Annotated in this window: 14 protein-coding genes and 1 tRNA gene; 14 read left to right on the top strand and 1 reads right to left on the bottom strand. The window is 37.3% G+C overall.

All coding sequences use genetic code 11. The features are described 5' to 3' along the window. Positions 1 to 11: 11 nt before the first annotated feature. The 7 genes from BMZ41_RS06835 (at position 12) to BMZ41_RS06805 (ending at position 5,857) form a co-directional block, all read left to right on the top strand. The gene (locus BMZ41_RS06835; protein WP_090528057.1) at positions 12 to 233 is read left to right on the top strand and encodes a hypothetical protein; all 222 of its coding nucleotides are present in this window, start codon (positions 12 to 14) and stop codon (positions 231 to 233) included. Between the two features lie 17 nt (positions 234 to 250). After that, positions 251 to 496 carry a heavy-metal-associated domain-containing protein gene (locus tag BMZ41_RS06830; protein ID WP_090528054.1) on the top strand — a complete coding sequence of 82 codons (246 nt, stop codon included), beginning with the start codon at positions 251 to 253 and terminating at the stop codon, positions 494 to 496. Positions 497 to 540: 44 nt separating this feature from the next. After that, the gene (locus BMZ41_RS06825) at positions 541 to 1,179 is read left to right on the top strand and encodes a class I SAM-dependent methyltransferase (RefSeq protein WP_090528051.1); all 639 of its coding nucleotides are present in this window, start codon (positions 541 to 543) and stop codon (positions 1,177 to 1,179) included. Positions 1,180 to 1,348: 169 nt separating this feature from the next. Next, positions 1,349 to 2,017 carry a DUF6796 family protein gene (locus BMZ41_RS06820; protein ID WP_090528048.1) on the top strand — a complete coding sequence of 223 codons (669 nt, stop codon included), beginning with the start codon at positions 1,349 to 1,351 and terminating at the stop codon, positions 2,015 to 2,017. 112 nt (positions 2,018 to 2,129) lie between these two features. Then, positions 2,130 to 4,187: a hypothetical protein gene (locus tag BMZ41_RS06815; RefSeq protein ID WP_090528045.1), complete on the top strand. Its 2,058-nt coding sequence runs from the start codon at positions 2,130 to 2,132 to the stop codon at positions 4,185 to 4,187. Positions 4,188 to 4,289: 102 nt separating this feature from the next. After that, entirely contained in the window at positions 4,290 to 5,084 is a 795-nt protein-coding gene (locus BMZ41_RS06810; RefSeq protein WP_090528042.1) for a Cof-type HAD-IIB family hydrolase, read from the top strand. 26 nt (positions 5,085 to 5,110) lie between these two features. Next, positions 5,111 to 5,857: a metallophosphoesterase gene (locus BMZ41_RS06805; RefSeq protein WP_090169403.1), complete on the top strand. Its 747-nt coding sequence runs from the start codon at positions 5,111 to 5,113 to the stop codon at positions 5,855 to 5,857. A 114-nt stretch (positions 5,858 to 5,971) separates the two neighbouring features. On the opposite strand, the gene BMZ41_RS06800 is transcribed toward BMZ41_RS06805, so the two are convergent. After that, the gene (locus BMZ41_RS06800) at positions 5,972 to 6,730 is read right to left on the bottom strand and encodes a Uma2 family endonuclease (protein WP_072917652.1); all 759 of its coding nucleotides are present in this window, start codon (positions 6,728 to 6,730) and stop codon (positions 5,972 to 5,974) included. 151 nt (positions 6,731 to 6,881) lie between these two features. Here BMZ41_RS06800 and pgeF point away from each other — a divergent pair, with 151 nt between their 5' ends. From pgeF to BMZ41_RS06765, 7 genes are all read left to right on the top strand, one after another. Then, entirely contained in the window at positions 6,882 to 7,703 is an 822-nt protein-coding gene (gene pgeF / locus BMZ41_RS06795; RefSeq protein WP_090528038.1) for a peptidoglycan editing factor PgeF, read from the top strand. A gap of 29 nt (positions 7,704 to 7,732) precedes the next feature. Continuing rightward, positions 7,733 to 8,560: a Cof-type HAD-IIB family hydrolase gene (locus BMZ41_RS06790; RefSeq protein ID WP_090528035.1), complete on the top strand. Its 828-nt coding sequence runs from the start codon at positions 7,733 to 7,735 to the stop codon at positions 8,558 to 8,560. A 34-nt stretch (positions 8,561 to 8,594) separates the two neighbouring features. Beyond that, positions 8,595 to 9,074, top strand: coding sequence for an NUDIX domain-containing protein (locus tag BMZ41_RS06785; RefSeq protein WP_090528032.1), 480 nt, complete (start codon positions 8,595 to 8,597; stop codon positions 9,072 to 9,074). A gap of 339 nt (positions 9,075 to 9,413) precedes the next feature. Then, positions 9,414 to 10,292: an SPL family radical SAM protein gene (locus BMZ41_RS06780; protein WP_090528029.1), complete on the top strand. Its 879-nt coding sequence runs from the start codon at positions 9,414 to 9,416 to the stop codon at positions 10,290 to 10,292. Between the two features lie 207 nt (positions 10,293 to 10,499). Continuing rightward, the gene (locus BMZ41_RS06775) at positions 10,500 to 11,270 is read left to right on the top strand and encodes a methyltransferase domain-containing protein (RefSeq protein ID WP_090528027.1); all 771 of its coding nucleotides are present in this window, start codon (positions 10,500 to 10,502) and stop codon (positions 11,268 to 11,270) included. Between the two features lie 75 nt (positions 11,271 to 11,345). Continuing rightward, a complete protein-coding gene (locus BMZ41_RS06770) occupies positions 11,346 to 12,500 on the top strand; it encodes an NAD(P)H-dependent oxidoreductase (RefSeq protein ID WP_090528024.1) in 1,155 nt (384 codons plus the stop codon). Between the two features lie 558 nt (positions 12,501 to 13,058). Next, positions 13,059 to 13,142, top strand: a tRNA-Leu gene (locus tag BMZ41_RS06765). Positions 13,143 to 13,258 lie beyond the last annotated feature (116 nt).

Below are 13,258 nucleotides of genomic sequence, written 5' to 3'. Positions count from 1 at the left end.
GGAGTGGGGTTTTGAGTAGAAAGGATGAAATCAAATCAGCTTACAAAAGTTTGGGTGGTGCACATAGCTTTAACAGAGCAGATAAAATGATTAGAAGGTTTTATATTAAGAGCGGATTTTTTACAGAACCTTTTGAAACAGTGGATAGCTTAAAGGCGAGACTCTCAAAATTGTACAGCACAGTAGAAGTATCAAATGTTGAGAGTATAGCTGTGTTTAATTGTGTGAAATAGGAAAGAGAGTATTTATTATGAAGAAATACACAGTGAAAATAGATGGCATGATGTGTGGCATGTGTGAAGCACATATCAATGATGCGATAAGGGCTGCTTTTCCGGATGCGAAAAAAGTAAAAGCATCTCACGGTAAAAGAATTGCCAATTTTATTTCTGAAGAAATAGATGAGAATAGGCTTAGGGAAGTGATTGATGCTACAGGATATACTTTTGTTTCGGCAGAATCCGAAGAGTTTGTGAAGAAAGGTTTGTTTTGGTAGTTGGATTATTTATAATATACAAGTGCTAACATGAGGAGGCTTATATGAAGACAGCAGAACAGTATAAAGAACTTACTATTAAAGAATTTACAAAGGCAGCAGATATATATGAGACAGATCAGGCTGGAATCTATGAGATGTGTAAGGATGATTATCCATACATAGCAGCAGAGTTGGAAAAAGAAGATTATCAGGATTTGCTGGACTGTGGATGCGGAACGGGTCCAATGATTTCTCTCCTACATGAAAAGGACGCCACAAAGCATTACACAGGTTTGGACATCACTCCTAAGATGATTGAGGTGGCTAAGGCTAAGAATCTTAGGGGTGTAGATTGGGTTGTGGGAGACTGTGAAAACCTGCCCTTTGAGGAAAATTCATTTGATGTAATTATTTGCTCAAACAGTTTTCATCATTATCCAAATCCACAGAAATTTTTTAACAGTGTGAAGCGTGTATTAAGACCAAATGGAAGGCTAATTCTGCAGGATTATACAGCTCCAAGTATCGTTCTTTGGTTTATGAATCATACAGAAATGCCACTTGCAAACTTAATCGGACATGGAGATGTTAAGGCATATTCATTAGATGAGATTAGAAAGTTTTGTTCTGTCGCAGATCTTAAGATAGATAACCTAGAGGCATGCGAGAAATTTAGAATGCATTTGGTAGCAAGAAAATAGTAGAGGTCGTAAAAATGTGGTAGTATGTAGTTAGGAAAACCTAACTAAAAGAGGAAGGAGGATTTCAGTATGGATACAAGTGGAATTCTTATTTCGATTGTGATTGTTGGGGGGTTAATATTTTTGATACATACGGTAAAGAGAAAGATTCATTAATTGGGAGGAAGCTATGAAAAGATTGTCATCAAGACAGAAGATATTAATGGGTTGTGTCGCCATGGTATTAGCTATAATCGGAGATTATTTGCTGGGATTTGGTGTGTTTGATGCATCGACATCTTCTGATGCATATATGGGCTATGAATGGCACGTTGTTCCAGACTGGAGATTTGCTGTTTCATCGATTCTTGGTTTTTCATGTGTACCATTCTTCGCAATTGCGGTAATCGAGCTTCTTAGAGTCATGGAAGAAGAATATAGCCTGGGATATTCAAAACTATATAAGCTCTTCAAAATTGCAAACTGGGCAGGAGTTTTCTATTTTGCATTTATCCATATTGGAATATGTATGCTACCAGTAGTTTTCAATGCTGGCATGGATGCTACAGGAGATATTCCAACTTCTGTTGGAATGGTGGTTAGAGTTTTAAAAAGTATAGCAGTTCCAATGGCGGCAGGATTTATTATTTGCGATGGGTTTGTAACTATAGCTTGGATTGGAATGATCATAAAAGGATTGATTCCAGTAAAGAAAATACTATTGATTTGTAATCCTATCGTAATTGCGTTATTAGGAAACCTTGCGAATTATATAGCAGGTGGCTTGGATTCAGGATTTGAATCCTTTGGATGGTTGTTGATGTATCTGGTATGTGCAATGAGTTTTAGTGGAGTTTGATAAAACGACCGTAAGTTATTGAAAACTTCCTGAGGTTATACTATACTAACTTGGTTGGTACATATTACTCAAAATGAGTAATAAATATACTGTACCCAGGAAGAGGATATATATGAAAAGAAAGGTATTAAAATTACTTCGCTCAGGTGTTGCGGTTATGGGTGTGGTAGCTATGCTTAGCACGATGCAATCATATACTTTGACTGTTGCAGCAGCTGAACAGGGAGTCATCAAGAACCACGAAAGTATCACTCTTGAAATTGGAGATACCGTCATTCTCCAAGGTGAGCGTGCTTATGGTTACAGTGATTATGAAATCTCATGGACTTCAGACAATGATGGAATTATTAGTATTGAGTCTACTGATGATGGTAATTCATGGGATAAATATACCACTGCTAAGATAAAGGCTGTTTCATCAGGAACTGCCACAGTTAATCTTAAGGCAGATTATCACGGAATGTGGTCATACGATGAAAGCTTTACAATCAATGTAAAAGGATCTTCAACAGAAGAACCATCAATAGATGAGCCTGTTGTAGTTGAAGATAATAAGAATCTTTTTATCAGACTTGTGGGTAGCTTTGAACACAAGATGGTAGGAGAGGAAGATGTAGATGCAGTATCAAGTGCTACTACAGGATCTTATGTATCAACAGGTGCAAATGCAGTGAAGCTTGAGGCTGCACTAGTTGATAAGGATGTAGATAGAGATTCAGTACCTGAGGAAAGCTGGCATCCGCTTAGCTATTTTGAAAATGCCGAAGATGCAGTAAAAATCAATCCAGACCATACCAAAACAAAGGTGCTTGTTGAGCCAGAATGTCCTGGTGTAGAAGTAGGGTACAATGTTTGGGATGGAACAGTTGCAATTACTGGAAAACCAGAGCAGGCTGGTGACTATAAGATTTCAGTTCAGTTTACAGATACAGAAAATCGTGTAGCTATCAGTAATGCAGTAGACTTCACAGTTTATGAGCTTAATGGAAAACTTGTTGAAGTACTTAATTATGATAATGCTACTCAGACTAGTGATGGCAAATATATTTACGATCAAAAGCCTTGGTATATAAGTGATTTAGGGGCTGATGTTGTTACAGTACCAAAGGATATCAAGGCATGGTACGGAAGTCATACCACTGGAACATATGCAGAACTTGGTTCGGTAATCTCTCTTACAAATGGAGAGGTACCATCGCAGACTCTTGTTATTCCTAGAGGATGTAATCTTACAATGCTTAACACTCGTGTTCACAGTGGTGTGAAAATTGTTGTTGAGAATGGTGGTAAGTTATCTTTAAGACAGTCTACTATTGAAGGTATCTTAGAGGTTCGTAGAGGCGGAACACTTTCTGTAGATTATATTGACTATGGTGAGGATGCAGGATTCACTCATGGCTCGGTAATCAATGGTCAGATTAGAATGATGAACGGTTCAACATTGGAAAATGCCAGAATCGTTTCTCATACAAATTATTCAGCAAGAGATGATATCAATCGAAATAACAGCAATCCGGTTGTCGTTACGGATGGAACTGTTTACGTTAAAGGTAATGTATATATAAAAGGCGACGAAGCTGCTGACTATGGTGTTGGTCAGAAGGGATTGGCAGTTAAAGGAAAGCTTATTGTTCCGGATGGGTCTGTTTTAGCTGTTTTTGGCGGTGGAGAGTCTCAGCTTTCTTCTATGGGAGGAGATGCTATCACTCTTAACAATGGCACGATTTATGGCGATGGAAAGGTAATTGCTGTAGGTGGATTTGGAATGAATCTTACAGGCAATCGTGACATTCTCGGAGGTGGAGCAGCTGTTTCTGGAAAAGGAACAATCGACACAGACAGAGCATACCTTGAGGGCGGTTATAGTTTTGAAAAAGAGACCCAGCCTATCAATGGAAACATTACTCTGTCATACAGAACTGACCATAATCTTGTTACTGGTAAATGCATTATGGGCACAGGAGAAACTACCAGTCCTAATTATTGGCATGGAACAGGTGATTCAGATGGAATCTGCCCAGACTTAAGTAAGTATGTTGTGGAGGATAATGCTCCAATAAGAAGACATTCATACCGCAATTCATACTGGTATCCAACATATGCCAGCAGCTATTACAATTGGTATTCGAACTATTTATTCAATACTATAATGTGGTATTGGTTCTTCTAAATTCTAATAAGTATAAAATGGGCGTGGTTACTAGATGTAGCCACGTCTTTTTTATGTTACTATATGATGTAGTTCTAGAAATGAGAAAAAGAAGGTATTTATATGATTAAACTTATTGCAACAGATGTAGACGGAACCTTAGTAAAGGATGCGTCTCCTGATATTTATCCAGAGATTATCGAGATGGTAAAGGAGCTCAGAAAAAGAGATATTATTGTTTGTATTGCCAGTGGCAGACAGTATTCCAGCATTGAAAAATTATTCAAGGAAGTTAAGGATGATTTGATTTTCATTGCTGATAATGGTGCTCATGTTAAGTGCCGCGGCAAGGATTTAAATATCGTAAATATGAATCCAGAATATCTTGATGAGCTTATAAAAGAGCTTAGAACTTTTGAAGACTGTGAGATGATTTGCGAGGGACCAGGAATTACTTATATCGAGTCAGAAAATCCAGAGTTCATTAATTTCATCGAGACACAGTATAAGTGTGACTACAAGCAGGTAGATGACGTTTTGACAGAAGGTTCAAATATTATCAAAGCCTCTATTTTCAAAAGACCATCTATCAGATCAATCGGTGATGAGATTCTTATTCCAGAGTGGAAGGATCGCCTGAAGGTCACTATGGCTGGTGAAGACTGGGTAGATTTTATGGATAAGTCTGTGGATAAGGGAAATGCTCTTAAGTTTATCCAGAAGTTTTATGGTATTTCACCAGATGAAACTATGGTATTTGGTGACAACAATAATGATATTGGTATGCTTAAGTGCGCTACAGAAAGCTATGCTGTTGAGACAGCACCTGATGTAGTAAAGGAAGCTGCAAATCACATTTGCCCATCATGGAAAGAAAAGGGAGTATACCAAATATTAGCTGCTAATTTTTCGGAATAATTATCGTATATACGGAGTGAATGCTCATGAGTTTATTTGCTATCGGAGATTTACATTTACATTTCCAATCTGAGCTGAAAGCCAGAAATCAAATTGAAGATAAGATATGGCAGAATCACGAGGTGATTTTCCAAGAAAACTGCCTTAAGGCAATGAAACCAGATGACACCCTTGTACTTGTTGGTGATCACAGCTGGGGCAAGAATCTGGATGAATGTCAGATGGATTTGGAATATATCGAGAATCTTCCAGGAAGAAAAATTTTACTTCGCGGAAATCACGACATGTTTTGGGATGCCAAGAAAACTAATAAGTTAAATGAAATGTTTAAGGGCAGACTGGAATTTTTGCAGAACAATTATTTCACTTATGAAGATTATGCTCTGGTGGGCACAAAGGGCTACACTTTTGAAGGACCATTTTATGTGGATAGCTATGGAAATATTCAGGGCTGGGATGAAAAGGAAGCTGAGCATGCTGAGAAGCTAGTTAAGAGAGAGTCAGAAAGATTAGTGGCTTCTTTCGAGGCAGCAAAGGCAGATGGATACAAGAAATTCATTATGTTTTTACATTATCCACCTACCAACATTATACAGACAAACAGCATCTTCACGAAGCTTGCTGAGCAGTATGGTGTATCGCAGGTGATTTATGGACATTGTCATGGCGAAACCAGATTCCACGACAGTATCACGGGAAAGAAAAGAAGAATCAGGTATTCACTTGTGTCCGGTGACGCTTTGAGATGGAAGCCACTTAAGGTTTTGGACTAGTTTATACAGCTAGTCTATATATGCGATTTCACATTCTCAGTTCAGTGGAATCTATGCAAAGAATTTGCCAGTTTGGCCAATTGTGGCTGCAACGTATTCGTTAACTAATTGATATTAATATCTCTGTATTTCAGATAAATCCAGTATTAAATCATCGTAGATTCCAACTGGAACTGGCTCAGAAAAGCCATAGATTTTAACTTCCATATTTTCAGAATCATCAAGGTGCGAGTACACAGTTACTCGCTCTTGTTTTCTGTCGATAATCCAATATTCCCTAACACCTGCATTCTGATATTTTCCAAGCTTAACTATGTAGTCTTTGGTCTTTGAACTAGGAGAGACAACCTCAAGAACCCAGTCTGGTGCACCATAAATAACCCTGTCTTTTACTTTATCAGGGTCACAGACTATAACTACATCTGGCTCCACAACAGTTTTGTCATCCTTGTCTAGCTGGACTCCAACTGGCGAGATTAGAGGCAGGCAATTTCCACCTTTTTCTCTGACATATTTAATGGCTTCAAAATAGACAAGACCTGCTACACGCTGGTGCCAAATAGTTGGCTCAGCCATATCATAGAAAACACCATCAATAAGCTCAGCCCTTCTATCATCGGGAAGGTTTAGCCAATCTTCTACAGTATTATATTTTTTCTTTGCAAAGACACTTAAATCCAATGCACCGGATTCATCATTTATAAAATCCCTAATGGCATTTTCGATGGCCAATAGTTTATCTGCACGAGGTCGTTTTGTGGCACCGCTGAAAATCTTAGTAATAGTACTATATGAGACGCCTGAAAGCTCGGAAAGCTTTTCATTTGTAATTTGTTTTTCTTCCTTTAATTTTTTTAATTCTAAAATTTCCATATATTTCCAATCACCTTTCCATTTCTTTCTTGATTTTACCATCTGAATTTTGCTATGTCAATAAATCGTATAATCATATACAATATAAGTCATTAGTGTAAAATCGAAATAGGTAAGATATAAGAGAGTAAATGAAAAATGGAGAAATGCTATGAATAAAGAAGAAAAAAATGGTGTCACTTATATGACATTTAATTCACTTAAAAATGCTGGAGTTAAACATGCATTTTCTACTAGGCTAGGAGGTGTAAGCAAGGGGGTATTCGAATCCCTGAACCTGCGTACTAATAGTGAAGATAATGTTGATAATATACATGAGAATTATAGGATAATGTGCAAAGCAATTGATATGAATTACGACCGCATGTGCTTTTCAATGCAGACTCATACAGCAAATGTAATTGTTGTAGATGAAAAGGACGCGGGCAATGGAATTACAAAGCCTCTTCCATATAAGGATGTGGATGGAATTGTCACAAATGTCAAGGATATGCCATTAGTTACAGCCCATGCGGATTGCGTACCGCTGTTTTTTTATGACCCAGTTAAGCAGGTTGTGGGGCTGTCACATTCTGGCTGGAAAGGAACCGTTGGAAAAATCGGTAAAGTCACTGTAGAAAAAATGACAGAAGCTTTTGGCTCAAAGCCAGAGGATATCTTGTGCGGAATTGGACCAAGCATATGCAAAAACTGCTATGAAGTTAGTGCTGATGTGGCAGAGGCAATTGTTGGTGCATTTGGAGAAGCTCACAAGCCACAAATTCTTAGTAAGTCTTTATTTAATCCAACAGACAATAATAAATACATGCTTGATTTATGGGTAGCTTGCAAAATCGCACTTTTAGAGGCAGGTGTTATAGAGGAGCACATAGAAGTTACCGATTATTGCACCAGATGTCATCCAGATTTATTCTTTTCACACAGAGTGATGGGAGCAAACCGTGGAGGACAAGCTGCTTTTATTTCGTTGTAACTTTAAAAATTTTTAGGAGAATATTAATTATGAAAAAAGTTATTTTTATAGATGTTGATGGTACTTTGGTAGACTATGAAAATAATCTTCCAGAGAGTGCTGTTTCTGCCATAAGGAAAGCTAGAGAGAATGGGCACAAGGTATATATCTGCACAGGAAGAAGTGAGGCAGAGGTATATCAGAATATTTGGGATATTGGATTAGATGGAATGATTGGCGGAAATGGTTCCTATGTCAAAGATGGAAGCACAGTAGTTATGCATCAGCTGATAACAGCAGAACAGTGTAAACATATTGTTGACTGGTGTAATTCAAGAAATTTGGATTTTTATCTTGAAAGTAATAACGGACTTTTTGGCAGTGAGCATTTTGAAGAGAATTCCTTGCCAGTTTTACAGGAGTATTCATCACGTAAAGGAAGAGGTACAAACATAACTGTCCGTCAGATTTTTCCAGATATGATTTTTGATGGCGAGTTGTATCGCGGGGATGTAAATAAAGTATCTTTTGTTCTAAATAGTTATCAGGATCATTTAGATTCAATTGAAGAATTCCCTGATTTGACTGCAGGCACCTGGGGCGGTGCAGGTGAGAAAGCACTCTTTGGAGATTTAGGTGTAAAAGGAATATCTAAAAAGCATGCGGTAGATGTTTTGTTGGAGCATCTTGGTGTATCAAAAGAAGATACCATAGCCTTTGGCGATGCAAAGGTGGATATCCCTATGTTTGAAGCATGTGGTTATTCTGTAGCCATGGGCTCAGGCGGTGAAGAATGTAAAGATGCCGCAGACTATATTACAGATGACGTGGATAAGGATGGATTATACAAAGCCTTTGAATACTTAAATTTGATATAAAGAATACTTAATTTTACAAGGGAGAATAGGACACATGAAGAAGTTAAAACTAATCAATGATGACTACCAGGGTCATGTGGATATAATGAGACATGCCTGCAGAGGTATTGTGATAAGGGATGGTAAAATTCTTTTAAGTTATGTAGAGAAATATGATAACTATATGCTTCCAGGTGGAGGAGTAGAAGGGGATGAATCCTTAGAGGAATGCTGTGCACGCGAAGTACTAGAAGAAACAGGAATTGTTGTAAAACCCACAGATTACTATCTTGAGATAGAAGAACTATTTGATGTGTGGCAGCATTTTAATCATTATTTTATCTGTGAGTTTGTAGAAGATACAGGTGTACTTAATCTTACAGAAGCTGAAAAGCTCGCAAACTACAAGCATGTATGGCTTCCTATAGATGAGGCTAAGCAGATTTTTGGAGAGTACGAGAAGTATCATAATACTAAGATTGAGCTTTATGGACTTTACCGCAGGGAGTATGAGGCTTTAAAAAACTTGTTGTAGTTCAGATTACAGTTTTATTTGAAAAATTTAGAAAAACACTGTAGAGAAAATTCTTTGTTGAATCTTTGATACCTATATAAAAGATTAGTGTCTATTATTTGATGACAAGTTAGGAATACTGCATCATTATTATACTCAAAATATGTTAAAATGAGTATTATTAATTATTTCAGTACAGTGTTTTTTTATATTTTATAAATAACACTGTAACATCATAAATTTAAAATTTTTGACTACAGTGTTTTTGAGAATATTGGTAAAAAAACTGTAAAACAACACAATAGAAAAATGTTGTGACTCAGATAAAATATTATGAATATGGCATGAGGAGGGGGAATCATGCACTTCGTGGATGCAAAAGGAATATTAACAAATAGTGGTGGACACTGCGGTATGAATATTTACCGTGGCTGTTCTCATGGTTGTATATATTGTGATAGTAGAAGCAAGTGCTATCAGTTTACTCATCCTTTTGAGGATATTGAGGTGAAGCAGAATGCACCTGAGCTTTTGGAGAAGGCACTAAAATCTAAAAGGCAAAAGTGCATGATAGGTACAGGCTCCATGTCAGATCCATATATGCACTGCGAGAAAGAACTGGAGCTGACAAAACGATGCCTGGATGTGATTCGTAAATACGAATTCGGAGTCACCATAATTACTAAGTCAGATTTAATTCTAAGAGATATAGATTTATTGGATGAAATAAATCAAACGGCGAAGTGTGTAGTTCAGATGACACTCACTACCTATGATGATGACCTATGCAAAATTCTTGAACCAAATGTTTGCAACACAAAACGCAGAATAGAAGTTCTGGAGGAAATGCAGAAGCGTGGAATTCCTACAGTTGTATGGCTTACTCCTATATTGCCATTTATAAATGATACTGAAGAAAACATCTCAGCTATCTTACAAGAATGTGCTCGAGTTGGAGTAAAGGGAATTATAGATTTTGGAATGGGACTTACTCTTAGAGAAGGTGACAGGGAATATTATTATGATGCTCTCGATAAGCATTTCCCATGTCTTAAGGAGAAATATATCAAAAACTATGGAAATGCCTACGAACTACCAAGCCCTAATGCAAAAGCTCTATCTAAACTATTCCACAACTATTGCAAAGAACAGAATATTATGTCCAATCCAAATGATATATTTCAGTATCTAAATGAATTCCCAGAAAAATATTCCCAGTTAAGTTTATTTGATTTTTAATTGTCATATAAAACTATATTGGGTATAATAAATCTGTTCGAAAAAATCAGACAAAAGAGGTAACCATGAGAGAACGAGATAAATACTCGGTGCAGTTGTAATGCTGACAGCAGGTTGTACCGAGGTTATCAGTAATTGATGCTGTCACATATACTGCGCCGAATTAATTAACTAGATTCTAATTACTAAATATATAAGGAGCAGAATATGAACACAGAAAGAATAAATGAATTAAGAAAAGAATGGGAAGCTGAGGAGAAGATAGCTCATATCCATGGATGGGATTTTTCACATAACCACGGTCGCTATGAAGAGGAGGAAGACCTCCCTTGGGATTATGAAAGAATAATCGCAGAGTACCGCACCGATGACAAAAAGATGCTTGATTTTGACACAGGCGGCGGTGAGTTTTTATTATCTCTTAAGCACCCATATGAAAATACAGCAGCTACAGAAGGTTTCCCACCAAATGTGGAGTTATGCAAGGAAACACTTTTACCGCTTGGCATTGATTTCAAGGCATGTGATGATGCTGCAAACATCCCATTTGAGGATGATTCTTTTGATTTAATTATCAACCGACATGGTGATTTTGATCCAGAGGAGACTCACAGAATCCTAAAGCAAGACGGTTTGTTTATCACTGAGCAGGTTGGTGCAGATAATGACAGAGACTTGGCAGAGATGGTATTGCCTGAGGTAGAGGCACCATTTCCTGAACTTAAATTATCTATCCAGAAGGAGAAATTTGAGAAGGCAGGATTTGAAATCGTCAGAGCTGAGGAAGCATATCGTCCAATTCGTTTTTACGATATTGGTGCTTTTGTATGGTTTGTACACATCATTGAATGGGAGTTCCCAGGCTTCTCTGTAGATAAATGCTTCGACAAGCTTTTAGAGATGCAGGAAATAATAGATAAAAATGGAGTTTTAGAAGGAACAATCCATAGATATCTTATCGTTGCTAAGAAGAAGTAATGATATATAATAAATGTAAAAATACTAGGCAGGGCAATTCGCTCTGCCTAGACGTATATTAAGGGGGAATAATATATGAAGTTAGTAATCCATGATATGTCGGAAGAAGAATGGGAGAAGATATCAGACGACTATTTTCATTGGAAAGTATTATCACAAAGGAGAACTATACAGCCATGCGTAGGCTGTTTTGGCTGTTGGGTTAAGACTCCTGGGCAATGTGTTCTTAATGATGATTATGCGAATATGGGCTCGCTTATTCATGAGGCAGAGGAGATTGTAGTTATCTCCAAATACACATATGGCGGCTTTAGCAGCTACGTGAAAAATGTGTTTGATAGATGTATAGGCTGGCTGTTGCCATATTTTGAAGTGGTAAATGGAGAGACCCATCATAAGAAGCGCTACCCTGAGAAGAAGGCTATGACCTTCATTTTCAGAGGTAATGGTCTTACAGAAGAGGATAAGGAAAAAGCTAGAAGATATGTAGAGGCGGTTTGCCTTAATTTCCGTGGAATCATTAAAGATATTCGTTTTGAAGAATGTGAAGACGAAATAATCACAAAACAAAGCGAAAGCAATCCAATTGTTCAAAGCCACAAGGTAATCTTACTTAATGGCAGTGTAAGAGGTAATGAATCCAACTCTAAGAAGTTTTTAGACAGAGTTGCCAAGGAGATAGAAGGTTCTGTGGAGTCTATAAACTTATCTTCCTACAACAACCATTATGATAAGCTGTTGGAAAAGTTATCTACAGCAGATAGATTAGTTCTAGGCCTCCCAATGTATGTTGATGGAATCCCATCAGCCCTTCTTAGGTTAATGGAAAAGATAGAGAAGACTGATATAGGCTCGGGCAAAAAGATTTATGCTGTTGTAAACATGGGATTTTATGAGAGCTCGCAGATTAAAAATGTTCTTAGTTCAGTTAAAGACTGGAGCGATAAATGTGGCTTTGAATATTGCGGCGGTTTGGCAATTGGTGCAGGGGGAATGATGGGCTCGATGTCAACAGTACCAAGTTACGTAAAATGTCCTGCGCAAAATGTTGTTAACGGTTTGGAAGCCATTGGAATGTTAGTTAACACGTCGCAGAAAACAGATGATATTTATGCTGATGCTTTTAAGTACCCAAGATTTCTGTATATTAAGGCTGCTAATGCAGGTTGGCATAAATATGCTGAACAGTACGGACTTAAAAAGAAGGATTTAAAGAAGCGCCTAGGGTAGATAAGTAAAAAACGGGCGACACCAACTCGAAATCTCTTGATTCCTAGCTGATGCCGCCCCTGAAATTCGATCCCAATGGACTATACCTCTCATTCTGCTTTACTTTTCATTGTTGCTGTCCATTTGAAAACTTTTAATCATTGATGGACCTCATAATGAAATTGTCGCGTGTGTTAAATCTTAAATCTCTGGTGGACTGTACCCCCATTCTCTAGATTTTAACAAATAACTTTGGTTTTAAAATTAATCCTCTGGTGGACCATACCTCCAATCACTAGATTTTAATAAAACCATTTCAATAACTACTTAATGTTTTGGTGGACCGTACCTCCCTTTCTCTTTTTTCCTATAACATCTTTTGTACTTATTATTATAACGTGCACTTCTTAAATTGCAAGACAAAATTAGTGTATACAATATAATTGTCAGATAGCTCAATGTTCGAGTAGATGTTTTGTGAAAATTAACGGTTGTAAAAATACTGCTTTAAGTTCCTTACAATAAATGCAACAATTTCCTTGACTTCATACCTATAATTCCTTAGAATACTAAATGTTCGCAGGAATGGCGGAATTGGCAGACGCGCAGGCTTCAGGTGCCTGTGGTAGCAATATCGTGTGGGTTCAAGTCCCATTTCCTGCACACATAACCTAGACACAAAAAAGTGCCTAGGTTTTTTTATGCAAAAAAAAGGATATCCTTTTTTTCTGTGTAATTTGTTTTATAGAAGTGTCGTGTAATGCATATTTGGGAGGCTA

This window comes from Pseudobutyrivibrio sp. UC1225 (assembly GCF_900115215.1).
Taxonomy (GTDB): Bacteria; Bacillota; Clostridia; order Lachnospirales; family Lachnospiraceae; genus Pseudobutyrivibrio.
The sequence above is the reverse complement of the archived record's forward strand: the minus strand, read 5'-3'. Positions and strand labels throughout refer to the sequence as shown.